Here is a 24,880-nt window from a genome sequence, read left to right as displayed (position 1 = left end):
TCGACCCCTAAAATCGTAATTGAACAATCGCCACATTATTGTAATTAAGTAATACAAATGATATAAATTAATTATCGCTAAGACCGTAATTGCTACAGGTCTTATCATTACAGCTAAAGCTTGTTGCTCTACAATAGAGCGTGTTTTAACACATAAAACCTGCTTTTCAACGCGTATTTAGACTGTATATTTTATTTAAATTCCTTTGAGTACCTCTTTTTAACGATCGGTATTTGAAGGCACGTAAAAGTTTATTAATTTCATAAGTAGAGGTCTTAAATGTCTAACAAGTCTTTTGACGCCATCAAAGCGATCAAATTAGAAAACGACAAGTCTGCAGGTAATCTGATTGATGTGATGCCAGTTAAAGTCGAAAAAGCTACAATTGATCTTTCTTTCCTTGATAACTTAAGCGTTGAGCACCCTCGCCTATTAGTTCAAAGTAAAGATCTTCCAGCATTCAAAGCAAATCTTAAAAGCGATGCAGGTTACTGCAAATTTGATGCGTTCATGAACAACTCTACAAACAAGTTTTTAGACGTTGCCCCTTACGCAGAACCAAAAGCTTATCCAGAAGAAACAGTCGGTAAAGCCTCTTTATGGCGCCCTTACTGGCGTCAAATGTACGTGAGTTGCCAAGAGGCATTCAATGCAACACGTAATCTGTCTATCGCTGGTGTGGTGTTAGAAGATGACGCAATCATCGCTAAAGCTAAAGCATGGACATTAGAATTAGCGTCTTACGATCCAGAAGGCGTTACATCTCGTGGTTACAACGATGAAGCGGCTTTCCGTGTTATTGCAGCAATGGCATGGGGTTTTGACTGGTTACACGCTTACTTCTCAGATGAAGAACGTGAAATCGTTAAAAAAGCACTGATCGTACGTTTAGAAGAGATCATGCATCACCTTAAAGTAACGGTCGATTTATTAGCGAACCCGCTAAACAGTCACGGTGTTCGTAGTATCAGTTCAGCGGTTATTCCGACGTGTATCGCACTTTACAATGAATACCCGAAAGCACGTGAATACATCGAATACGGTATCGAATACTATGCAACGCATTACCCACCATGGGGCGGTAAAGACGGTGCATGGGCTGAAGGTCCAGATTACTGGAACACACAAATGGCGTTCCTAGGTGAGTCTTTTGACTTACTGAAAAGCTACACGTCTATCAACATGTTCAACAAAGAATTCTACAAAAACACCGGCGACTTCATCATGTACTGTATGCCAGTACATTCTAAGCGCGCTAGTTTCTGTGACCAATCAAGTATTGGTGATTTCCCAGGTCTTAAACTCGCTTACAACATCAAGCACTTTGCTGGTGTGAACAACAAGCCAGAATATATTTGGTACTACAACCAATTAAAAGCGCGTGATACTGAAGCCCATACAAAATTCTACAACTTCGGTTGGTGGGACTTTGGTTACGATGACTTACGTTTTGATTACCTATGGAACGATATGCCTGAAGTTGCGCCTTCAAACAAGCCGCTACTAAAAGTATTCCCAATCACAGGTTGGGCAGCATTCCACAGCAACATGACAAACCGTGAAGAGCACATCCACATGGTTTACAAATGTAGCCCATTCGGTTCAATCAGCCATTCACACGGTGACCAAAATGCTTACACACTCCATGCATTTGGCGATACGCTAGCGTCTATCACAGGTTACTACGGTGGTTTTGGTGTTGATATGCACATCAAATGGCGTCGTCGTACCTTCTCTAAAAACTTACCATTATTTAATGGAAAAGGTCAGTATGCAGAGAACACAACCACTAAGTTTGAAGGCGAACATCAAGATCGTTACTGTATTGAAGCTGGCGGTAAAATAAGTGATTACGATACAGAATCTGACGTATTATTTGTGGAAGGTGATGCATCTACATCATACCAATTCCACAACCCAGATCTTGAATCTTACAAACGTAAAATCTGGTTTGCTAAAGGTAAAGTGTTTGTAATGCGTGATACCGCAACACTAAAATCAGAGCAAGATCTGACTTGGTTATTACACACCACATTCAAAACTGAAACTGCGACAGATTCATTCAACATCATTGGTGATAACGCAACATTAGACGTGTCATTCATTAACGACAGCAAAAACGACCTACTTTCAATTGAGAACGTAGAAGGTTTTGGTGAAGTTGACCCTGCTGAATATGCTGACCTTGAAGTGCATCGTCATGTTGAAGCTAAATTCAAAGCGAAAAAAGAACACAACATTCTAACGCTATTAGTGCCAAGTAAAATCAACGGCCCTAAAACTGAAGTGTCACATAAATTAGTTGGCAATACATTAGAGCTAACAATTGATGGTGAAGTAGTGACTATCGAGCTTTAAGTTTTGTAGTTCATACTGACTTAGTCAAAAATTAAAAAGGCCGTCTATAGCAATATAGGTGGCCTTTTTTGTTGTCGCAACAACAGAAGCTTTTTCAAATTAAAGTCCTATTTAATTAGCATCAAAAGTCGTCTGCGCTCAACGTAGCTTAATAAATAATTGTTGCTTGGTGTTCCGCCCTATCGGCGTGTTACTTTCTTTTGAGTGGCCAAAAGAAAGTAACCAAAGAAAAAGCCACACCGAATATTTTTTAACCTTAATAAATGAGTACCTTCTTAACGCACCGCTCATACGCGGCGTCCATGCCGCGAAGTTCGCTAGCAACGGCATCCATGCCTAACCTTGCTGAAGGTAATCATTGATTCAGAAAAATATGACGGGGAAATTTATGTAGCCGTATTGAGCGACCTAGTTAGCATATGATCCTTAAAGCCTCAACTAATCCAAACATCCTGTTTGGCTTTACTAAAATAAGTTAATTGCTTGGGAAAGCTCAACGGCGGGAGTCGTAGCCATGATGAGTATCGGTTAGTTTGTGCTCATCGATGCAGCTTAACGGTGTTACCTCGTTCCCATGCTCCGCGTGGGAATGTATCTAGTTCATACCTAGCTCCCATGCTCCGCGTGAGAATGTATCTAGTTAGCTCGATTCCTTACTACCAACACCTATTTATCTCAAGTAACCCAACTTCATCTTCATAATTTCGCGCACTAGAGTAGCGCCAATGCAAAGCTTGCTCAACATAGCCCCGTTTTACTGGGTTATAATGAATATACTCAATTTTCTGCAACATCATCGTCTCATTTTGAATCAGCTCAGGATGAATTCCCTCTGCCAAAACTGATATTGACGATCAGTTTTGTGTGCTTTTTTATAAAATACTAATTGTTCTAAAATCGTTTGGACACGATTCTATTTAAGATAATCTAATAATTTTTTTGCCGTAAATGATTTAAATCGTGTCATATCTTTATTAAGCTGAGGGCTTTGTACAATAAGATGTCAATGGTTTTCCAAGATCACATAGGCATGCACTTTCAACCCTTCTTTCATTAAAAATCGTAATGATTCCAACAAAATATCAACGGTCTGTGGGCGTGTAAATACAGGGATCCAGTGCAGGACGGTTAAGGTAACAAAATGTGGCGCATCGGTTTGGGTGATTTTATAACGGCTACGTCCCATGATCTGCTCCTTATATTTTTTATTCTTTTAATGATGATGAGAGAATTTTTATGACTTGTTCATTATGCCTATACATTACCACGCAGAGCGTGGGAACGAGTTAGCTTAGAAACGAGTTAATAAAAGACTCTGCATAACGCATATACATTACCACGCAGAGCGTGGGAAAGAGTTAGCTTAGAAACGAGTTAATAAAAGACTTTACATAACGCATATTCATTACCACGCAGAGCGTGGGAACGAGTTAATAAAAGACTTTGCATAACGCATATTCATTACCACGCAGAGCGTGGGAACGAGTTAATATAGACGGCCTTTTTTATAGTAATGAATACCGCCATAGACTTATATTAATGTAGTAAATTTTTTTTCGATTACACAATAAAATATAAAATTTTGACCTTAATAGCGTCAAGTAAAATGAACGAGCCTAAAACTGAAGTGTCACATCAATTAGTGGGTAATTTTTTAGCGTTAGCAATTGATAGAGAATTAGTAGTGATTGATTTTTAAGACAATAAAATTATGGTTCTTAATTTCAATACAGCTTAGCTTCTAAGTATTAAAAGGCTGCTTATAGTCATATAAGTAGCCTTTTTTATTATGAATAACGTTATTATTAAAGCTTTTATTATTAAAAACATGACATTTTTAGACCATCATTCGTTTATTAATAAACCTTAATAATACGGTTTTCTATGCCGTTGGAGTGGTATAGATAGGGTTAAAAACTAAGTGAATCAGTCACCTATTTTTTCTCATTACAATGGTTATTAAGCATGAATTATCCCACTGAATGGAACTAACTAGTCCTACAAACTCAAGATAGAACTACTCATAATCTAAGGATATAAATGACATGATAGTCAAAAAGAAAATGCAAATAGTGATACCCACATTACTTGTTCTGCTGTGTAGCTTTTTTACTAGTAGCATAACGGCACAAACATTACCCCTTCCCTACGTCATCAATAATATTTCAGAATTTAGCGATGAAAAAGTCTATGTTGCACTTGTCGGTAAAATAGATGATACCGATGTTTGGATAGATATGACCACTGGCGAAGTGAATGAAATGTCAGTAGAAGATAATACATTACAAGGGCCTGTTTATAATGGTAATAATGGTCCAGGCGGCAACGCAATGTATGCAGATGTTTTCACTTTACTCAGCGAGATCCCAGATAAAACCATTAACATGCCGCTTATTTCTTCAGTGCGCATCTTCATCTCATTTGAATCACCACTTTACCTCTACTTTTTCGGTGACGGAGGCGGTTACTCAGCACCTTCATTATCTAATGACTCAGATCCGAACCTAAACCTCAGATATGAATTAGTTGAATTAACCTATGGCGATAATGGCCTTTGGACAAATACAACACGTGTTGATGCTTATCAATACCCGATGGGTCTTGAAGTTTGGGGGACTGACGGTTTTTATAAACGTGTTGGTGAAGTATTAGCCCATGAAGATATTCTTAAAGAATGGACTTCACGTGTCGGAGAAGCTTTTCAAGGTTCGCTTGACGAAGACCTAGGCATTATTTTAAACCCATCAAAAAGCACCTCTTTCCAAGATGGTGAAAGCGACAGCGACTATTTCTCAGACTATGTTGATGCTGTATGGGCTCGTTATACAGACGAATCTATGTACTTAAGCATTGGTGATGCAGGCGTTTGGACGGGTATTGTTGTTGATGACCAATTCATATTTACTAATCAGAGTGACGGTACTATCGGTATGATCTCTGCAAAACCAGATACGCTAGAAATTTTAGAAGCGAGCGGCGTATTGGCTGAAGATGTAGAAAGTACTGGAGATGTTGATGCCGATTTAAATATTCAAAAACACTTTAGTGCAGCGTTCAATCGTGGCGCCATCGATCTTGATGCTGAAAGTGGTGAATTATTAGAATGGTCTGACCTTAGCACTTACTTTGGCAGCACAACCACACACAACGAATATGTTGCCTTCTTCCACTCTGAAGATATTAGCTTTGAAGGTGAAACCTATGCGTTTGCATATGATGATGTGTTTGATTACTCATCAACAATACAAAGCACAACGCCTGAAACAGTAAAGATCACCATTGGTGGATTTGTTGATGACCCTTATGTTGCACCTGAATCAATGACCTTATCAGAAACGGGTTTAAGCTTGAGTAGTGACGAAACATCACAACTAGCATTCACTTTACTACCGACTGATGTAGATAATGATGCTGTAGTTTGGGAGTCAAGTGACACAGCCGTCGCGACAGTCGTAGATGGTCTTGTGACAGCACTAACAACAGGGTCATCAACGATTACCGTAAGTAGTTATGATGAAACCGTTTCAGCAAGTATTACCGTTGAAGTTAATGATGGTGATTACAGTAACGATACAACGGTACGTGTTGAAGCTGAAGATTATAGTGCAATGTCAGGTATTCAAACACAAACGACAACCGATAGCAGTGGCGACCTAAATGTTGGGTGGATTGACGCTGGCGACTACATGGAATACAACCTGACGATAGACACAGCAGGTGATTACACCATTGCCTACCGTATCGCGAGTATTGATGCGGAAGGAGCGGTAGAAGTTCAAGTAGATGGTGAAACAGTACTCACTACAACCTTCGAATCGACAGGCAGCTGGGATGCTTGGACAACACAATTAGACACACTTACTTTACCTGCAGGTGATATCACCCTTCGTTTACTTGCAACAGATGATAACTGGAACATTAACTGGATAGATCTTACCTTAGATCAAACGACGAGCAGTACTGAAAGTAGTTTTGACGAACAAGGTTATGCACGTATTCAAGCTGAAGATTACAGCGCAATGTCAGGCATTCAAACAGAAACAACGATTGATAGTGATGGAGACCTAAATGTAGGTTGGATTGATAGCGGCGATTATATGGAATATCAAATAACCGTAGCAACAGCAGGCACGTACACTATTGAATATCGTATCGCGAGTATTGATGACAGTGCAGTCAATGTTCAAGTCGATGGCGTAACAGAAACCTCAACAGCTCTTCAATCAACAGGCAGTTGGGATAATTGGGAAACTCAGTCAGACAGCATCACGTTACCCGCTGGCGATATCACATTACGCTTAACCGCGACTGATGATGATTGGAACCTTAACTGGATAGAGTTAACGTTAAGCTAATCTCACACAATAATGAAAATGAGCAAAAAACAAGCATGTTGAATTAACCTCCAACTCAACAAGAAAGGCTGTTTATAGTGATATAGATAGCCTTTTTATTATCATAACTTCTTATTATTCTAACATTTATACCCTTACCTTTTACGCTCATAACTTTTATGATCATAACATTGCCGCTGTGATTCCCCCTTAAACGCTAGCCATAGAGACGTCTTCTTCATCATCGATTTAGCTTGCTTGGTCAGTAATCTCGGCTTCTATATTTACCTGCTCTGAGGGTTTTTATTGTCGACCATTTCTTTGATCCCTTTTTAACGAACCTCTTTATCAATTATCTTATTTTTTCAATTACCTTGGTTTTTCAATTGCCCTATTTTTCAATTATCTTGCTCATTCAACTATCTTCCTTATTCAGTAAGCGTTAAAATCCGCACGCTAATTTAACTTAGCAATTCTCAGGGCGGGGCGAAATTCCCCACCGGCGGTAAACCTATTAGGTGAGCCCGCGAGCGCTTTATTGATTATTTAACGTAGTAATAAACGTAATAATAGTAGCAATAAAGGTCAGCAGATCTGGTTTAATTCCAGAGCCGACGGTTAAAGTCCGGATGAAAGAGAAACCAAAGTACTGCATGTGTAGTGCTAATTGACATCATCTAATTGTTGGATGATGCCATTCTCAATGCCCTGATTCTGGTAACTATTCAAAGGAAAATACCATGAGTCAGTCTCTATTAAGTTTATTCGGTGATTCACACTCTCGTGTGTTAAATGCCATTCAATCAATCAAAAACGGTTCAGGCGTGTTAGTCGTCGATGATGAAGACAGAGAAAATGAAGGTGACTTTATTTTTGCTGCTGAAACATTAACAACCCCACAAATGGCGATGATGATCCGTGAAGGCAGTGGCATAGTGTGTTTATGCTTACCGACCAAAACCACGCAAAAGCTAGAACTTCCACAAATGGTCAGCAACAACACCAGCCAAAATACCACTGCTTATACTGTCAGTATTGAAGCAAAGCACGGCGTAACAACAGGTGTTTCAGCAGCAGACCGTGTTACCACGATTAAAACTGCAGTCGCACCCAATGCAACGGCAGATGACCTGTCTCGACCAGGTCATGTTTTCCCACTACAGGCAGTAGCAGGTGGCGTATTAGTGCGAAGAGGACATACAGAAGCAGCCGTTGATTTAGCGACATTGGCAGGGTTTGCTCCCGCAGGTGTGATTTGTGAGTTAAGTAATGAAGATGGCTCGATGGCGCGTTTGCCAGAAGTGGTGAAGTTTGCACAGCAGCATGATATTCCAGTCATGAGTATTGATGATTTGGTGAATTATCTTCAAGCAGAACAGGTAGCTTAGTTTTGGTTTTGGATTAGCTAAGGTTTAGTTAGCTAAAACATCTAAAGCTGAAATAGGTGATGAATGAGTGGGCTGTCTATAGTGATATAGATGGCCTTTTTTGTTGTCGCAACAACTATGCTTTTGGGGTTTAATTTATATTTGAATAAAGTAAGATTCGTCTGCGCTCATGAAGGCTATTTGATATTTATTAGCTTGGATTTCGCCCTGTCGGCGACTTTACTTTTTCTGAACAGCAGAAAAAGTAAGCAAAAAGACTGTCACCGAGTCGCTTTCTTATCCAAACAATAAACGCATTTTAAACGTACCGTTTCGGACGTGCATCCATGCACTAGCCTCAACTAATCCAAACATCCTGTTTGGCTTTACTAAAATGAGTTAATTGCTTGGGAAAGCTCAACGGCGGGAAGTTGTAGCCATGATGAGTATTGGTTCGTCTACGCTCATTGAAACAGGTTGATTATTCTTTGCTTGATGTTTAACAGTCTAAATAAACAAGATTCTTTATACGAACAAAGAAAAGCTATGTCGATGAAAAGCCAAAAGAAACTCGCCCATATCGTTTTTTTAATCTGAATAAATAACTACCTTCTTAACGCACCGTTCATACGCCACATCCCTGTGGCGCTCTGAACTAGCAACGGCATCCATGCCTAACCTTGCTAAAGGCAGTGATTGATTCAGAAAAACAAAATGGGAAATTGATGTAGCCGTATTGAGCGTCCTAGTAAGCCGATGCATCTTAAAGCCTCAACTAAACCAAACATCCTGTTTGGCTTTACTAAAATGAGTTAATTGCTTGGGAAAGTTCAACGGCGGGGAGTTGTACCCATAGTGACTGTCGCATTACGAATAATCAGGGCTTAAAACTAGGCTGGCTGTAAATAAACTAACACTATTCTTCCTTTCCGTTGCTCATAAAGAATTATCCCTCCTTTCCACATCATTAAATTTTGATGTTTTATTCTAAACATTTGATTTACTGTTAATTTAGCCTATTATTAATTGATTTTTAACAAATTAAACTATTCCGTATTTCCACCAGAAATATGGAATTTTTCGGTTTAATAAACTGTTAGTTTTTTCACCACCAATTAATAAAGGAGAACTGTGTGGTAGTAGTAGAAATAATAATTGCATTGGCAATTTGGTTTACAACAGGTCATGCGATAGAAAAGATATATTCTAAAGCTGGTTTCAAAGATACACCAAAATTTGTATTTTGGATTCCTGCTTTAAATCTTGCATTCTTGCTGTACTTAGCTTTTGCAGAGTGGCCACAATACAAGGAAGAATCATAATGTCTTTAATTATTCTTATTGCTTTGTGGACACTAGTCGCTTTTGCTGGTTGGCGTATATTTTCTAGAGCTGGTTTTGAAGGCTCTATGGGTTTTTTATTTTTAATCCCTGTAGTTAATTTTATTGCGCTACTTTATTTAGCTCATAAAGATTGGCCTGTTGCTAATATAAAAAAATAACAAGTTGCTCAGCGCTTAAGTAGCTATTTTTAAGGCTCCATTGCCATGAAAATTTAAACTACTCTTAAAATAAACTTTGATCTTGCAAAGGTAATTTTAGCAGTCTCAGAATTGTTAATTATTTTGCATAAAATAGGCTTATTATAAAAAGTCCTCGGTGCATTTATGTACCGAGGCATCAAACATTATGGAGTAACTATGAGCGTAAATTGGGTTGATGTAGCAGACACTGCCGTTAAAATTGGGTTGGGATCACTAATCACTGCCGTTTCTGGTTATTTCGTTTTAAGTAAAACCCACACTCATGATGATAAAAAAGAAGCCCGACACATTTTTTATAAGCAACAAGATGAACGAAAAGCTAAATTTTCAGAGTTTTTAGCTCAGTCTCAAGTAATAGTTCAGAAATATCTGTTTTCTCATTGTTCCGGTCAAGAGTCAGATTACACTGATTTACTGCGTATTTATAATGAAGTCCAAATTATCTCGGGTAATGAAGTAAGAGTTAGTGCATTTAACTTAATGAACGCCGTAAATGAAATTGCTATGTTCAATAGCCCAAATGGACATGAATTGAAATTGAAGCTCAGAAAAAATGTAAATGATGCGACTGGACATTTTCAATGTGTAGCACAAAAAGATGTTACTTCAATTTTTTCAGTAATTTAAACATAATTTGGGAGCGGAGGTATCTAATCTCCAGTCCCCTGCATGAGCATCCGTACAGGGCACTTCATCTTATGATGAATAGTGAATGTTAATCCACAAATCCTTTAATGACATCAAACCTTGTCTGGCTAATAACGCATTGCAAATCGCTATATTGATCCCTTTGGTTTTCGAACTACGATAAGGCCCTTTACTGATACTTTTATAAATCTATAAGTGAGGATAGTGCCAGTCTAGCTGGCCAAAAGAAAGTAACCACAGAAAAAGCCACACCAAATTTTTTTTAATCTGAGTAGATGGCTACCTTCTTAACGTATCGCTCATTGTGGCAATTTTATGCTTATTAACTTTGGCTTCGTCTTGGTATTAAGCCCATTGACGAATTATTCATAAGTATCTATCCAATATTTTTTGAAGAATCGACATTTTTCGTAGTCTGAATAATTAATAATTTATGTATAACGTGAAATACAAAAAGTTGCTTACGATAGTCATACTAAAGCAAGATTAAATGATTAAGACCCAGCGATAATAAATTAATAAATTAATTTATTAATTTATTAATTTATTATCCATATGGAAAATTAGGCTTTTCACATTTCCTATAACTTTTAGTCCATTTACGGAAATACAACTCGTGAATTCTGGAAGATATTTTATGTTGATTCTCTAAAAAATTTTCTTGTGAGGCTTCTAATAATTGTACTGATATCTCATTTTTTTCACTATAAAGTGCAATCAATCCAAATAGCTCATTACATACTCTTAGAGCATGATATGGAGCTTCAGGCATCACCTTCTGTTCCCCTTCTTCTGTAGTGTACTCAAGCCATTCATTCATCGAAATACCATAATGTAGCATCAGAGCATTATTAAACCTTGATAAAGCATATTGAATACCTTTTTTACCTTTTATTTGAGAGATTCTTTTTATAAACTTTTTTTGCTCTGAGGTATTAAGCTCAATTAACCTTGTTGCTTCTTGAGCATCACATGAAAAATTCATATTTGTAGGGTTATTTTGAGCAAAAAATTTTTCGTACAACATAGACTTGTTATTAATTGAGCATTTATTTATGTCTTCAAATGTAACTAACAATTCAATAAATTCCTTTTTATGCGATACAAAATTATTAAATGTATTGTTATCTAAAGTTATTTTTATTTGATGAGTGGTTTGTTCACTTCTAAAGATCAAAGCCCAGAAGCCAAGTGAGGTTAATGTTGCTGTGGCGATTAACTTCGATATAAAAAAAGATGATGCCAATGATTTTGAGCATTCAAATGAATCAAATATTTCACAGTTTTTTGCAATTACCTTCCAATCCACACAATAGTAAAGTGATATAACTGTCATTGTTAAACCAATCACAAATATCAATCTAAAAAGATATGATCGAGATAAAGGGGTATTAGTATTAATCAAGATAACTTCCTTTTCTGAAGAGGCAATTTGTTTAAAGAATATATTATACAAAATGAAATGATGAGGTTTAATTATCAGTATCAATTAAAAAAGAGATATCATACGCTGAGGTAACTATGCGACAACTATTAACTTTGACCAATATTCAGAATCAAACCAAGTGGTCCCCAAAATACAGGAGCCGACATTGAGATCTAATGATAAATATTCACTCAATGTGACTATGAGAATAGGGTCAGCTATTGCTTTTTATCTTTTAAAAACACTTTCTACAAAACTCCAAGAAAAACGATACTCAATGTGGCTGCCACTCCCCTACCGTTGAGCTTTCCCAAACGATAAATGGCTTTCAGCAACAGCAAACAGGACGTTTGCTGTAAGTTCATTCAGCACATGGATGTGCTGTATGAACTGGTGCGTTAGGAAAGGCAATTAGCGTTTGGATAAGAAAGCGATCCGGTGGCCAGTTTCTTTGCACCCTTTCTTTTCTGGTAAAAGAAAGGGTGTCGCCGACAGGGCGAAAATACTGCAAATGAATAACTAGCTGTCAGGATGAGCGCAGACGAATCAATACTACAATCAAGTATAATAGGGTTAGCTCTTCTTTTTTGCTTTTTAAAAAAACTTTCTACAAAACCTCAAGAAAAACGATGCTCAATGTGGCTGCCACTCCCCTACCGTTGGGCTTTCCCAAGCGATAAATGACTTTCAGCAATAGCAAACAGGACGTTTGCTGTAAGTTCATTCAGCACATGGATGTGCTGTATGAACTGGTGTTTTAAGAAAGGCAATTAGCGTTTGGGTAAGAAAGCGATCCGGTGGCCAGTTTATTTGCATCCTTTCTTTTCTGGTAAAAGAAAGGATGTCGCCGACAGGGCGAAAACACTGACAATAAATAGCCAGCTGTCAGGATGAGGGCAGACGAAGTAAAAACTAAAAACGGCTAAAAAAGAATAGAGTTAGGTATTTTTAATTTTAAAAACTCTTTCTACAAAACTCCAAGAAAAATGATACTCAATGTGGCTACAACTCCCCTACCGTTGAGCTTTCCCAAACGATAAATGGCTTTCAGCAACAGCAAACAGGACGTTTGCTGTAAGTTCATTCAGCACATGGATGTGCTGTATGAACTGGTGCGTTAAGAAAGGCAATTAGCGGTTGGATAAGAAAGCGATCCGGTGGCCAGTTTCTTTGCATCCTTTCTTTTCTGGTAAAAGAAAGGGTGTCGCCGACAGGGCGAAAACACTGTAAATAAATAGCCAGCTGTCAGGATGAGCGCAGACGAATCAACACTACAATCAAGTATAATAGGGTTAGTTCTTCTTTTTTGCTTTTTAAAAACACTTTCTACAAAACTCCAAGAAAAACGATACTCAATGTGGCTACAACTCCCCTACCGTTGGGCTTTCCCAAGCGATAAATGACTTTCAGCAATAGCAAACAGGACGTTTGCTGTAAGTTCATTCAGCACATGGATGTGCTGTATGGACTGGTGTTTTAAGAAAGGCAATTAGCGTTTGGGTAAGAAAGCGATCCGGTGGCCAGTTTATTTGCATCCTTTCTTTTCTGGTAAAAGAAAGGATGTCACCGACAGGGCGAAAACACTGCCAATAAATAGCTAACTGTCACGATGAGCGCAGACGAACCAAAATAAAAATCGAACTTTCCCAATCAAAATACAGCCTATGAAAGTTCGGGTGCACAAACATTGAAAACTCAGTTTGATGTCTTGAGTCGACGGGGCTTAGCTTGCGGTTTATAAGGAGAGAGCATATTATTCGTGTCATTATCGTGCTTTGATTATTATCGTCATTTATAGCATTGATGTTTATAAACAGGGATTTGAAATGAAAAAAAAGACACTATTATGTGCTTCATTGCTTGCACTAACATTTACATTATCAGGCTGTGAATCAGTTTATTACTCTGCAATGGAAAAAGTGGGTCTTCACAAACGCGATATTCTTATTGACCGCGTAGAAGAAACAAAAGAGTCACAGCAAGACTCACAAGAAGAGTTTCAGTCCGCGCTTGAAGGCCTAACTACTCTGATCGATTTTAAAGGTGGGGAATTACAAGAGACTTACGACGCATTAAACGATGATTACCAGTCAAGCCTAAAAGCAGCAAACGAAGTATCAACTAACATCGATAAAGTGGAAGATGTTGCGGATGCTTTATTTAATGAATGGAATGAAGAGCTTGAGCAATATAAAAGTGCATCTTTAAAACGCCAAAGCAGCCAAAAATTATCAGAAACAAAGAGTCAATTTAATACACTTTTACGCTCGATGCGTAACGCTGAAAGCAAGATGGAGCCGGTGTTATCTTCTTTAAACGATAATGTATTGTACTTAAAACACAATTTAAACGCGCGAGCAGTGTCAGAAATCAAAGGTGAATTCACCAACCTAAAACGTGATATTCAACAGCTAATGAATGACATGAATGAATCGATTGCTGAATCCAACAAGTTTATTAAACAAATGAATAGCGCGAGTTAATCATTTAGCGAATGGCTTAACCAGTTACTTGACCAATGACTTAACGACGATAACTGAGTCTGCTTAATAGCAGGCTTTTTTATAGTGAAAGATATAGCATAGATAACGACATTTGACTAAAAAAGAATGGTGTAAAGTAAGAAGCGAAATAAAGACGTTATACAAAGAAGGACGTTGCACTTAACGCATTGGAATCTAACCATCATTAAGTGCAAACAAAGAGATGTTGATAGGTTATTTAGTCGCTAGTTTAAAGTAACTATGATCATTCAGCGCTTTGCTGATCATCATTGCGCCTTCTAATAAACTAACCGTCAAGATAGCGGCATGTGATGGCTCGCTTTCACCGTTGGCACTATGTGCTTGCTCTAACCATGCTAGGTTTAAGTCAAAGAATCGTTTTACTTCTAAGCGTACTTTATCCGGTAAGCTTTCATTTTGTGCACCTAATAAACCACATAAACACATTTTGTTATCGGTTAATAACGCGTTTCTAAATAATTGGGTGTAAACGTCAATAGGATTTTCATTATTCGCTTTTATTTCATCGACATCACCTAGCGCGTTTAAAAAGGCATTAGTGTATTGATGAGCCAGTTCTGCGCCTAAATCTGCTTTAGTAGGAAAATGGTAATGAACACTGGCACTTTTAATACCGACTTCATTAGCAATTTCTCGAAAACTAAAATTATTGTAGCCTCCAAGACGAACTTTATCTTCAGCAGCTTTTAGTAATGCTTCTTTTTTGGACATGATTATATTTCCTATCAATGAACCTGAAATTATCAAGCAGTGCATTGTTATTTACAAGTATTATTACACATTGAGGAATACCTGAAGCAATAATAATCGTCACTCAACATTGACTTATTATACGCTAGAGAATATAACTATCTACTGATAGATACTTTAAAGTTATATGTTGAAAAAAGTAATGTATTGAAAAAGTCATATATTGAAAAAATGAGAGAATACTTCAGGGGAATAAAATGAAAATAGCGGCAGATTTTAGTAAACGTGCTGTTGTGCACAGTCAATCACTAGAGTGGATAGCCTCTCCAATGGCTGGTGTTAACCGAAAACCTCTTGATAGAGTCGGTGGCGAAGTAGCACGAGCAACTACTATAGTAAGTTACGATCCTGGCAGTGAGTTTAGTGCCCATGTACATACTGGTGGAGAAGAATTTATTGTACTAGAGGGTGTATTTCAAGATGAGCATGGCAGTTTTCCAGCAGGCTCTTACATAAGAAACCCGCCACAATCAAAACATCAGCCTGGCTCTGAACAAGGTTGCGTTATGTTGGTAAAACTTTGGCAATTTCAACCTGAAGATAGAACCCACGTGCGATTACAAATGAATAAGATGGGACAAGTACCCTCACCCAATAATAAAGGCGTGTCGATAACACCTTTGTATAAAGACGAGTTTGAAGAAGTGACTTTATTGCACTTTGACGCTACGTCGCAATACATAGTAGAAGCACCAAGCGGCGCTGAGTTATTTATACTTGAAGGTTCGATCCAAGAAGGTGATGATATTTTATTTAAAAACAGCTGGTTACGTACGCCAGTAAACACCACGTTAACTATCAAAGCAGGTAAAAATGGGGCTAAAGTATGGGTGAAATCGGGTCATATTACGGATGTTGAAAATCAAATTTCACGCGTACAAAATGCTTAACATCACTGTATGTGGATTAGGTAAATACTGATATTAATCTGCATGAATAGTTGTTCTTTTAATTAAAATCGCTTACTCGTTGTTTGTGATAGTGCGAGTAAGCGACATTAATAGAACAACTCCTTTTCTATTAACACCAGAGGATCGTATTAATCAGATCCTCTATGCAACTTCGTTTTCGTGATACAACTTAGGCAACTTAACTTAGGTAACTTAAGTAACTGGTTATCAAGCTAATCCAAGCTCACTTAATCTCTACTATACCTCATGCACATGACTTCCTCTATTGAATAAACGTCCTTTAAACTACGTTAGTTCGTTGATAAAGCTTATTTCAAGTCATCAAACAGGTTTTAAAAACAATAGGCTTTGAGGTAGATTCGGACAAGCTTAGGTTTATAAAGAGGGGTATTGTTTAGAATGGCTATATTTAGATTAGCTATGTTTATGTTAGCAATGAACAGCAGGCTCAATGATTCAGTATCAGGTACTTTGTTCGCTAGAAAAAACCTATCATCAGCATTGAATAAGCATCGAAGCTAAGTAGATATTGATTTGAAAATAGAGATTTATAGATCAAATGAAACGGGGCTAAAAGACAGAAAAAGAACAAGGACGATGACCTATAGTAAGTTACATAAACTACTATCAGTGACCGTCCTTGCGCAAGGTGATGTAAAGTGACTCAAATTACTTTATATCAGCTACTTTAAGCAGCTTTATGTCATATGGAAGAAACAAAGTTTGTTTCCATCTAGGTCAAAAACATACGAACCATAGAAGAAGTCAAAACGTTGACCAGGTTCACCCGCATCGGTAGCACCTAATTCGATAGCTTTATTGTAAAGCGCTTGTGCACCTTCAATTGACCCACCAGGGATAGCGATTTGTTGGCCATTACCACAACTTTGTTCTTTATTATCGTGCGGTGTACACACAGCTAGCATCGCGCCACCAGCATCTGTTCTGTAAAATTTAATACGGTCCATTTCCATGACTCTTTTACCACCAACTAATTCAAGTAGTGAATCGTAAAATGAAACGGCTTTATCTAAGTCTTTTGAACCAATCGTTGTATATCCAATCATTATCGTAATCCCTTTTTTAGCATTTTAAAGTTGATGTTTCGCCTGTGAACAATGTAAGCAATGCCAGAAAATCATGTCAGAAAGTAATGTAAGTAAAAATAGCACTTCGTGACGACATGCTTTGCTTACTAAGTGGATATAAATTTACATACCTACCGATAGATAGTCAATATTTATTTGGCAATAAATTATTAAGATTAACTGCCGGTATTAAAGAGAATGATTAAAAAATGTGAAAGAAAAGCAAATATTCATTGATGAGAATAAATTTTATTAATGAATAAATAATTTAAATTACTCATTCATTAACAACAAGTTAAAAGTAAATTAGCGAGAAGTGAAAGACATAAACATTATGCTGTAAATACTTTATTCGTTGGCAATAAAATAGGACACTTTTATTTGAAAAATATTTACAGCAATCCTTTAAATCTATTCTTCAAGTTATTTTTAAATCTATTGTTTAAATCTTTTATTCAAAGAAACGATGAGGATAGGCATTAAGTGGATCAAAAATTAAGAGGATAAAAATAAGTGATTATATGAGGAAAAACTAGGTTCATTACGTAGCGTAATGAACCCTTTAATATGACAAAGCCTATTTTTTAGTATGACTTTTTAGTATGACTTTTAAATATAGCTTTTTAAGCTTGTTGCACCAAGCTATAACCATAAGCGAGGATAATTAATACCAATACGCCTAACCCTTTTAATAAACTTTTCTTGTTTTCTTTAGCGTCTATTTTACATAATTTATTAAACCCAAAGTGCCCTATTACGCCAGCTAACAGTGCATAAATTAACGTGACTTGCTCTGTTTCTTTCACGACATCAAACGCACTATACAAAGAACCGATTAATTGACTCGTCAAAGAAGAGATATAACCTAATGGTGTATGGCTTAATGCCATATAAGCGATAAAGAAAATAAAAATAGAAAACGGTAGTCGGTATGGTAATAATTTAGATTGGGTCATGTTGTTCTTCTTTCATAAGTAAAATTATAAACTGAGCCTAAACTCGCTAAGCAATTGTTTTTGTTGCTCAATAAATTTTTTCAAAAAATATTGTGTAATAAGCGTTAATAACAATAAACTAATTTTGATATGCAAATAAGTTATTGATAGATATTACAACACCCATTCCCTTTTGTATTGATTTTACCTAATTTCTGATAAGCAACTGACAATCATTTTAACAATCGATGGCATATAAAAACATGCCACTACCTTTCAATAGCTAAATGCTATTAGTTTGTAAAAATAAAACGATTTAACCTATTTATAAAATTTGAGTATATTGTACGTAATCGAATAGGGAAATATCATGAAACCAATACTAGAAAATACATCACTTAATATGCCAAATTGCCCTGCAACTGCACCCATTAAAGGCACTGCATTAGTAGTCGAAGGTGGCGGGCAACGTGGTATTTTTACAGCAGGTGTATTGGATAGTTGGTTAGCACAAGACTTTAACCCTTTTTCATTACTCATTGGCACTTCGGCTGGTGCTCAGAACCTGTCAACTTATATGACACGACAAGCAGGATACGCTAAACGATCTATCATGCAGTTATCGAGACATCCTGATTTCTTTAGTATGAAACGCTCTTTTTCAAAACGTAATGCGATGGATTTAGATTGGTATTTTGATCGCGTTGCCGACCCTGAATACCAACTGAATATGAATTGTGCACAAAACCAATTACAGGGTCGCCAACTGCTTTTTTCTGCCACTAATATGGAAGGCTTTCGTCCAGCTTTTCTTGAACCAACGGCTGACAGTTGGCTGACTATGTTGAAAGCATCAAGCGCCCTACCTTATTTATATAAAAAAGGGGTCGCGATTGGTGATGCTAATTACGTAGACGGTGGCGTTGCGATCCCTATTCCTATTCAAGAGGCTTATGATCGCGGTGCAAAGAATATCATTGTATTGCGTACCGCCCCTGCTAATCAAAATATTCGATCACCTTGGGCACACAAATTGAAATCTTGGGTATGTAAAACCAATTCATGCCCTAAGGTGTTAGATATTATTACTGGCCATGAAAATGCTTACAATGATGCCATTAAGTTTATTCATACCCCACCCGAGGATGCGAAAATTATTGAGATTGCACCACCACAAAAGTTAGCCAGCAGCTTATTAGGCAGTAGCGACCAAGCTTTAATTGCCGATTATAAGATGGGTTATGAAATGGGTACTGCGTTTTTAGAAAGCCAATCAGCGCAGCAATTTAAAATACATTAGAAATGGCTTACAAAGCACATTTACAAAGTACACTTACTAAGGCTCACTTATAAAGCACACTTACAAAATACACTTATAAGACACGGGCAGCTAAGCGATGACTCGATCACTACCTGTGTTTGTATTGAGTCGCGCAATAAGCTCTGTCTATCTCGGGTGATCTTAATTTTAAGTGTTTGGTTTTTCTGCCCGTCACTCGACTTCGCCATAACTTGAAGCTTCCCGATTTCAACTTAGTACGCATGAAGCTAATCAACGCTTTTTCATCCAGACCAAATTGGTCTTCAATCGCTTCAAAAGGGGTTCTATCTTCCCACGCCATTTCAATCACTCTAGATTCTTCGCTCTCACTCAATATCATTGTTAACATCCAATTTAATTTAACTTTTCACTAAAAAGCCAATACGTTGCTAACAAGATTAGAGTTTACTTGTTTAAATTATATTGATTGCTTACTTGATTGTTTATTGGATTAGTTACTGAATTACTTAATTGGTCTCGTTTAGTTACTTAGTATCGGTTACTTGGTATTGGTTAATTGATATCAGCTCACTTTAAAAAGAGAATGAAAGTATAAGTAAAGCCACCAGCGACGTTTAATCAGTTCAAAATAATGAAACGTAATAAAATTGTCATATCTCTACTTTAGTCTAAAGCACGTTTTACTGACTCCCCAAAATAAATAAGGCTATACGATGACGAATTTATTAGATAAAGAAACTGATTTTAGTAATATGATTGATGCACGCTTATCACGCCGTAGCTTCCTAATGGGAACCGCAGCCGTTGGTGCAGGTGCATTTTTAGCATTAAATCCTGTCGCTAAAGCAATCGCTGCAGGTATGGACAGTAAGTTATTAAACTTCATGCAAGTGCCAGCGTCTACTAGTGACACCGTCATCGTTCCAAAGGGTTACAGCACGAGTAACTTAATGTCATGGGGCGATCCAATCTTTGCTAACGCACCTGCATTCAACGCTAATGGTAAACAAGATTCAACAGCACAAACGATGCAATTTGGTGACAACACCGATGGGATGAGCGTATTTCCTCTATCGAAAGACCATGCCATTCTTGCTGTGAATAACGAATACACTAACTACGAATACCTATTTGATCATCAAGGTAAAGCAATGACCGCTGATGATGTTAAAAAAGCACAAGCAGCATTAGGTGTAACGGTTGTAGAACTAGTCAGAAAAGACGGCAAATGGACAATGGATCCTAAAGGTAAAATGAACCGTCGTATTACAGCGAATACAGAAATGCATGTAACAGGGCCAGCCGCAGGTCATGACTTATTAAAAACTAAAGCAGATCCAACGGGTAAGAAAGTACTAGGGACGATTAATAACTGTTCAAATGGCCACACGCCATGGGGTACTTATTTAACATGTGAAGAAAACTTTAACGGTTTCTTTGGCGCAGAAGAAAACGTTGCACTTGACGACAACTATGAGCGTTACGGTATCGAAGCAACTCAAAGCAAATACCAATGGCATAATTTTGATGAACGCTTTGATCTCGCTAAAAATCCAAATGAACCAAACCGTTTTGGTTGGATCGTTGAGATTGATCCTAAAGATCCAACATCAACGCCATTAAAACGTACGGCATTAGGTCGTTTCAAACATGAAAATGCAGCTTTTGTTATCAATGATGATGGTCACGCTATCGTTTATTTAGGCGATGATGAACGTGGAGAGCACATCTATAAGTTTGTTTCTAAACATAAATACCAAGCAGGTAATGACAAGGCTAATCGTCAGCTACTAGAAGAAGGTACGCTATACGTTGCTAAGTTTAGCATGCACGCCGACAAGCTAGAGGGTGATGGTGAGTGGATTGAGTTAACTTACGGTAAAAATGGCTTAACCAAAGAAAATGGATTTAATAGCCAAGCTGAAGTAATGATTTTTGCACGTAAAGCAGCAACACAAGTATCCGCAACCACCATGGATAGACCAGAATGGGTTGCTGTTCATCCAGATAATAAACATGTTTTCTGTACCTTAACTAACAATAAAAACCGTGGTGTTAAAGAAGGTCAAGACGTAGATGGACCAAACCCGCGTGCTGAAAATCACTATGGGCAAATAATACGTTGGATACCAACTAATGGTAACCATGCAGACAATACCTTCAAATGGGATTTATACTTAATTGCTGGTAACCCAACGGTTCACAAAGGTGATTTATACGCAGGTAGCGCCAACATCAATGCAGATAATATGTTTAACAGCCCTGACGGTATTGGCTTTGATAAAGCAGGTCGTTTATGGATTCAAACTGATGGTAACTATTCAAACGAAGGTGATTTCGCAGGCCAAGGTAACAACCAAATGTTATGTGGTGACCCTGAAACTGGTGAAGTACGTCGTTTCTTAACGGGGCCAATAGGTTCTGAAGTAACAGGGTTAACTTTCTCAGAAGATCAAAAAACCATGTTTGTGGGCATTCAACACCCTAGCGGTCACTTTCCTGCTGGTGGCGATAATAAGCCTCGTTCAACGATTGTAGCCATCACAAAAGATGACGGCGGTATAGTGGGCAGTTAAAGCGAGCTAAAAAGCTTATAAAAAAGAGCTAACAAAAAGGCATTAATAGCTCCCTATTAATGCCTTTAATCTGTTCACGCTATATCCATGACTTTAGAACAATCAATTAACGCAATGTTTAGATCACTCAATCAATGCGACAATCAATAGATCAACAGGTGACGTATTAACAAGTCCACCCACTGTTGGACTTAAACGACTCCAAAAGTGATGATGATGCCCACATATGATTAAATCGATGCCCGCCTCTTGTACAGGCCCTTCTAAACTATGTTTTATATCACCATTAACGACGTATTTATGTTTCACTTTATAATCGATGCTCTTTGCTAAATCATTTAGCCTTGCGCTTAATTCATCGATACTAGAATGAGATGAGAGATTAGCGACATCCAAGTCCATCAATCCGGTGAATCCCATTTCATTAATCACTTCATTCACATGCACTAGCGACAGGTCTGCATTTAAAGGTTTGGCTAATTTAACAGCCCTATCAATAACCTGTTGGTTATCTTCTTCAAAATCAACAGCAACTAAAATATGACCATAACTCATCAGTATTCTCCTCAGTTAACTTGCCCTTCATTATATTAGTCCTAAAGATAACTTTAACTTTGTACACAGAGCACATTTATTGATGAATTTAGCGATTTTTAAGGGTTGGATGATCTAAATCAATAATCGATTCGATAATTAAGCCCCCCATAGCCAAGCTTACCAATATAGTGATTATTTACGGGTAATGAAAGAAGGTAGGGGGTCGCTGATAGTGAGCCAGACAAAGTATTTACAGAGCAACTGTTACGTGATGTATTTTCACTTGAAGCAGCTTCCTTAAAGATCCCATCGCAAGCACATTAATCATGCATCACCTTTTACCCCCTAGATTGTTAACGGTTCTTAAGTACTATTTTTATTGAATATATTGTTAAAAAATAACGTTTTATTTCAATTTGATAAATTAGTGATATAGCGTAAAGTAATTATTTTTTAACGCCTCCTTAAAGACCATTAAATATTCTCTTTAAAATCAATAGAAAAGGAACATTCTGTGAATAAATTGCTTCTTGCCGCATTAATATCCTCTACATTCAGCATAGTCGGTTGTGATACAGCCAATGATAGTTACTCCGCAACATTACGCGTATTGGAAACATCTGATATTCATGCCAACGTAATAGATTATGATTATTACCAAACGAAAGAAGATATCACTATCGGCCTTGCTCGCACGGCTAGCCTTATTAATATCGCGCGCACTGAAGTCGGTAATACATTATTGGTTGATAACGGAGATCTGTTGCAAGGTAGTCCGATGGGCGATTATATTGCCAATGCATTTAAGGAAGGTCGTGAGTTTTCGATTCACCCTAGTTACAAGGCAATGAACTTGCTTAATTATGAAGTGGGTAATATAGGAAATCATGAATTTAATTATGGTTTAGATTTCCTGAAAAAAGCGATTAGTAGTGCTAACTTTCCCTATATTAATGCCAATGTATATTGCCAATCAGACTGTTGGGAAGATAAGAAGCAAGGCGATAATCTCTTTACTCCTTACTTGATTAAAAAAACCAATATTATTGATAGTGAAGGTGTAGAACGAGTGATTAACATTGGTTATATCGGCTTTGTTCCTCCACAAATTTTACAATGGGATAAACAAAACCTAACGGGAAAAGTAACTGTTAAAGGAATTGTCGAAACGGCTAAGAAATTTATACCTGAAATGAAACAAGCAGGTGCTGATATTATTATTGCTATCCCTCATTCGGGGATAGGCTCAAGTGAAAACCCAAATGATGTGCATGCAGAGAACGCGACTTATGCATTAACCACTGTCGAAGGGATTGATGCCATTATGTTTGGCCATAGTCATTCAGTGTTCCCAAGCGCCCAATTTGCCAGTATCCCTAATGTTGATATCGAAAAAGGATTAATCAATGGTGTTCCTGCCGTTATGCCTGGTCGATGGGGTGATAACTTAGGCGTGATTGATTTTGAATTAGAATATAACGAGCAAAAGTGGACCGTTAAAAGCGCTAAATCTGAATCTCGTCAAATATTCGAACGCGATACAGAAGGCAGCAAAGTAGCTTTAGTTGCTACAGATGAACGTATTCATAAAGCAGTGGCTGAAGACCACAAAGGCACATTGGATTTTGTAAACGCACCGATCGGCAAAGCAAACCATGATATGTATAGCTTTTTAACCTTAGTACAGGACGATCCTACCGTACAGATTGTATCGAATGCGCAATTGCAATATATCAAATATCAAGTCGCCGCGTCTGATAATCCCACCTTAAAAGGATTACCTATATTGTCTGCAGCTGCGCCTTTTAAAGCAGGTGGACGTCATAGTACGGCATCTGACGTAGACGCTTATGTGCAAGTAGCCAAAGGTGATTTAACGTATAAGAATGCGGCTGATTTATATCTTTACCCCAACACGGTTGTTGCATTAAAAGTTACAGGAGCACAGTTAAAAGATTGGTTAGAATGTAGCGCCAATCAGTTTAACCAAATTGATAAAAACGCTTCTGAACCACAATATTTAATTAATTGGCAAGATCATCGCACTTATAATTTTGATGTGATTGATGGTGTTAGTTATAAGGTGGATGTAACACAACCAAGTAAGTTTAATAGCGACTGCGTGGCGGTTAACCCAGATGCACAGCGCATTGTTAAATTAACTTATACTGATGGTAAAAATATCACTCTTACTGGTGATGCGTTAATGAAACAAGACTTTATTGTTGCTACTAATAACTACAGAGCATTTGGGGGCAAGTTCGCAGGAACAGGTTCTGAGTATGTTGTGATGGAGCAACCAGATACTAACCGTGATGTCTTAGCTGCTTATATTACAGCTCAAACCAAAGCTAAAGGTGCGGTTGATCCCTCTGCTGATAATAACTGGGGTTTCTTAGATATTAATACGTCGACGGTATTGGATATACGCTTTGAAACGCAAGATAGTGAAATGGCAAGCCGCTTTATTACCGAAAATGCACAACGTACATTAACTAAACGTAATGAAAAAGATGCGTTAGGCTTTGCAGTTTATAACATTGATTTAACTGTAAAATAAAACTAAAAAATAAAAGCACCAATAAGATCAAAGAAGCGAA

At 37.5% G+C, this 24,880-nt stretch carries 18 protein-coding genes and 1 riboswitch; of the genes, 11 read left to right on the top strand and 7 right to left on the bottom strand.

Features of this window, described 5'->3' with window-relative positions; genetic code table 11:
• Window positions 1-279 precede the first annotated feature (279 nt).
• The gene (locus tag Q0794_RS14965; RefSeq protein ID WP_298943212.1) at window positions 280-2,358 is read left to right on the top strand and encodes a DUF4962 domain-containing protein; all 2,079 of its coding nucleotides are present in this window, start codon (window positions 280-282) and stop codon (window positions 2,356-2,358) included.
• Between the two features lie 1,003 nt (window positions 2,359-3,361).
• Here the strand turns inward: Q0794_RS14965 and Q0794_RS14960 are convergent.
• Window positions 3,362-3,544, bottom strand: a complete 183-nt coding sequence (locus Q0794_RS14960; protein WP_298943210.1) for a hypothetical protein — start codon at window positions 3,542-3,544, stop codon at window positions 3,362-3,364.
• A gap of 859 nt (window positions 3,545-4,403) precedes the next feature.
• Between Q0794_RS14960 and Q0794_RS14955 the strand changes: the two genes are divergently transcribed.
• The 5 genes from Q0794_RS14955 to Q0794_RS14935 all read left to right on the top strand — a co-directional run bounded on the left by Q0794_RS14955 (window position 4,404) and on the right by Q0794_RS14935 (window position 10,229).
• Window positions 4,404-6,713, top strand: coding sequence for a beta-1,3-glucanase family protein (locus Q0794_RS14955; protein WP_298943208.1), 2,310 nt, complete (start codon window positions 4,404-4,406; stop codon window positions 6,711-6,713).
• Window positions 6,714-7,160: 447 nt separating this feature from the next.
• Window positions 7,161-7,337, top strand: a riboswitch (FMN riboswitch).
• A gap of 95 nt (window positions 7,338-7,432) precedes the next feature.
• Window positions 7,433-8,080, top strand: a complete 648-nt coding sequence (ribB, locus tag Q0794_RS14950) for a 3,4-dihydroxy-2-butanone-4-phosphate synthase (RefSeq protein ID WP_298943206.1) — start codon at window positions 7,433-7,435, stop codon at window positions 8,078-8,080.
• Between the two features lie 1,112 nt (window positions 8,081-9,192).
• Window positions 9,193-9,381 carry a hypothetical protein gene (locus tag Q0794_RS14945; protein ID WP_298943204.1) on the top strand — a complete coding sequence of 63 codons (189 nt, stop codon included), beginning with the start codon at window positions 9,193-9,195 and terminating at the stop codon, window positions 9,379-9,381.
• Window positions 9,381-9,560, top strand: a complete 180-nt coding sequence (locus Q0794_RS14940) for a hypothetical protein (protein ID WP_298943202.1) — start codon at window positions 9,381-9,383, stop codon at window positions 9,558-9,560. The genes Q0794_RS14945 and Q0794_RS14940 overlap by 1 nt, the downstream gene beginning before the upstream one ends.
• 198 nt (window positions 9,561-9,758) lie before the next feature.
• Window positions 9,759-10,229: a hypothetical protein gene (locus tag Q0794_RS14935; protein WP_298943200.1), complete on the top strand. Its 471-nt coding sequence runs from the start codon at window positions 9,759-9,761 to the stop codon at window positions 10,227-10,229.
• Between the two features lie 568 nt (window positions 10,230-10,797).
• Here Q0794_RS14935 and Q0794_RS14930 read toward each other — a convergent pair.
• On the bottom strand, window positions 10,798-11,655 hold the full coding sequence (locus tag Q0794_RS14930) for a hypothetical protein (RefSeq protein ID WP_298943198.1): 858 nt from the start codon (window positions 11,653-11,655) through the stop codon (window positions 10,798-10,800).
• A 1,847-nt stretch (window positions 11,656-13,502) separates the two neighbouring features.
• Here Q0794_RS14930 and Q0794_RS14925 point away from each other — a divergent pair.
• Window positions 13,503-14,159 carry a DUF2959 domain-containing protein gene (locus Q0794_RS14925; RefSeq protein WP_298943196.1) on the top strand — a complete coding sequence of 219 codons (657 nt, stop codon included), beginning with the start codon at window positions 13,503-13,505 and terminating at the stop codon, window positions 14,157-14,159.
• Window positions 14,160-14,393: 234 nt separating this feature from the next.
• On the opposite strand, the gene Q0794_RS14920 is transcribed toward Q0794_RS14925, so the two are convergent.
• Complete coding sequence (locus Q0794_RS14920) at window positions 14,394-14,912, bottom strand: TetR/AcrR family transcriptional regulator (protein WP_298943194.1); 519 nt, start codon at window positions 14,910-14,912, stop codon at window positions 14,394-14,396.
• Between the two features lie 236 nt (window positions 14,913-15,148).
• Between Q0794_RS14920 and Q0794_RS14915 the strand changes: the two genes are divergently transcribed.
• The gene (locus Q0794_RS14915) at window positions 15,149-15,841 is read left to right on the top strand and encodes a cupin domain-containing protein (protein WP_298943192.1); all 693 of its coding nucleotides are present in this window, start codon (window positions 15,149-15,151) and stop codon (window positions 15,839-15,841) included.
• A 719-nt stretch (window positions 15,842-16,560) separates the two neighbouring features.
• On the opposite strand, the gene Q0794_RS14910 is transcribed toward Q0794_RS14915, so the two are convergent.
• Together Q0794_RS14910 and Q0794_RS14905 are read right to left on the bottom strand one after the other, a co-directional pair.
• Window positions 16,561-16,929 carry a VOC family protein gene (locus tag Q0794_RS14910; RefSeq protein WP_298943190.1) on the bottom strand — a complete coding sequence of 123 codons (369 nt, stop codon included), beginning with the start codon at window positions 16,927-16,929 and terminating at the stop codon, window positions 16,561-16,563.
• Between the two features lie 644 nt (window positions 16,930-17,573).
• The gene (locus Q0794_RS14905) at window positions 17,574-17,906 is read right to left on the bottom strand and encodes a hypothetical protein (protein ID WP_298943188.1); all 333 of its coding nucleotides are present in this window, start codon (window positions 17,904-17,906) and stop codon (window positions 17,574-17,576) included.
• A gap of 349 nt (window positions 17,907-18,255) precedes the next feature.
• Between Q0794_RS14905 and Q0794_RS14900 the strand changes: the two genes are divergently transcribed.
• Complete coding sequence (locus Q0794_RS14900; protein WP_298943186.1) at window positions 18,256-19,185, top strand: patatin family protein; 930 nt, start codon at window positions 18,256-18,258, stop codon at window positions 19,183-19,185.
• 109 nt (window positions 19,186-19,294) lie between these two features.
• On the opposite strand, the gene Q0794_RS14895 is transcribed toward Q0794_RS14900, so the two are convergent.
• The gene (locus Q0794_RS14895; RefSeq protein WP_298943185.1) at window positions 19,295-19,546 is read right to left on the bottom strand and encodes a TIGR03643 family protein; all 252 of its coding nucleotides are present in this window, start codon (window positions 19,544-19,546) and stop codon (window positions 19,295-19,297) included.
• Window positions 19,547-19,880: 334 nt separating this feature from the next.
• On the opposite strand from Q0794_RS14895, the gene Q0794_RS14890 reads away from it, so the two are divergent.
• Window positions 19,881-21,743, top strand: a complete 1,863-nt coding sequence (locus Q0794_RS14890) for a PhoX family phosphatase (protein WP_298943183.1) — start codon at window positions 19,881-19,883, stop codon at window positions 21,741-21,743.
• Window positions 21,744-21,866: 123 nt separating this feature from the next.
• Here Q0794_RS14890 and Q0794_RS14885 read toward each other — a convergent pair whose 3' ends face one another.
• The gene (locus tag Q0794_RS14885; protein ID WP_298943181.1) at window positions 21,867-22,298 is read right to left on the bottom strand and encodes a universal stress protein; all 432 of its coding nucleotides are present in this window, start codon (window positions 22,296-22,298) and stop codon (window positions 21,867-21,869) included.
• A gap of 496 nt (window positions 22,299-22,794) precedes the next feature.
• Between Q0794_RS14885 and Q0794_RS14880 the strand changes: the two genes are divergently transcribed.
• A complete protein-coding gene (locus tag Q0794_RS14880) occupies window positions 22,795-24,840 on the top strand; it encodes a bifunctional 2',3'-cyclic-nucleotide 2'-phosphodiesterase/3'-nucleotidase (protein WP_298943179.1) in 2,046 nt (681 codons plus the stop codon).
• Window positions 24,841-24,880: the final 40 nt, after the last annotated feature.

This window comes from uncultured Psychromonas sp. (genome assembly GCF_947489755.1).
Taxonomy (GTDB): Bacteria; Pseudomonadota; Gammaproteobacteria; order Enterobacterales; family Psychromonadaceae; genus Psychromonas.
This window is presented reverse-complemented; position numbering and strand designations above follow the sequence as displayed.

Excerpts from the sequence above, each read along its gene's own strand:
- Q0794_RS14910 (WP_298943190.1), bottom strand. The coding sequence starts at position 16,929 with ATGATTGGATATACAACGATTGGTTCAAAAGACTTAGATAAAGCCGTT.
- Q0794_RS14960 (WP_298943210.1), bottom strand. The coding sequence starts at position 3,544 with ATGGGACGTAGCCGTTATAAAATCACCCAAACCGATGCGCCACATTTT.
- Q0794_RS14895 (WP_298943185.1), bottom strand. The coding sequence starts at position 19,546 with ATGATATTGAGTGAGAGCGAAGAATCTAGAGTGATTGAAATGGCGTGG.
- Q0794_RS14885 (WP_298943181.1), bottom strand. The coding sequence starts at position 22,298 with ATGAGTTATGGTCATATTTTAGTTGCTGTTGATTTTGAAGAAGATAAC.
- Q0794_RS14940 (WP_298943202.1), top strand. The coding sequence starts at position 9,381 with ATGTCTTTAATTATTCTTATTGCTTTGTGGACACTAGTCGCTTTTGCT.
- ribB (WP_298943206.1), top strand. The coding sequence starts at position 7,433 with ATGAGTCAGTCTCTATTAAGTTTATTCGGTGATTCACACTCTCGTGTG.
- Q0794_RS14935 (WP_298943200.1), top strand. The coding sequence starts at position 9,759 with ATGAGCGTAAATTGGGTTGATGTAGCAGACACTGCCGTTAAAATTGGG.
- Q0794_RS14915 (WP_298943192.1), top strand. The coding sequence starts at position 15,149 with ATGAAAATAGCGGCAGATTTTAGTAAACGTGCTGTTGTGCACAGTCAA.
- Q0794_RS14920 (WP_298943194.1), bottom strand. The coding sequence starts at position 14,912 with ATGTCCAAAAAAGAAGCATTACTAAAAGCTGCTGAAGATAAAGTTCGT.
- Q0794_RS14900 (WP_298943186.1), top strand. The coding sequence starts at position 18,256 with ATGAAACCAATACTAGAAAATACATCACTTAATATGCCAAATTGCCCT.
- Q0794_RS14890 (WP_298943183.1), top strand. The coding sequence starts at position 19,881 with ATGACGAATTTATTAGATAAAGAAACTGATTTTAGTAATATGATTGAT.
- Q0794_RS14955 (WP_298943208.1), top strand. The coding sequence starts at position 4,404 with ATGATAGTCAAAAAGAAAATGCAAATAGTGATACCCACATTACTTGTT.
- Q0794_RS14965 (WP_298943212.1), top strand. The coding sequence starts at position 280 with ATGTCTAACAAGTCTTTTGACGCCATCAAAGCGATCAAATTAGAAAAC.
- Q0794_RS14925 (WP_298943196.1), top strand. The coding sequence starts at position 13,503 with ATGAAAAAAAAGACACTATTATGTGCTTCATTGCTTGCACTAACATTT.
- Q0794_RS14905 (WP_298943188.1), bottom strand. The coding sequence starts at position 17,906 with ATGACCCAATCTAAATTATTACCATACCGACTACCGTTTTCTATTTTT.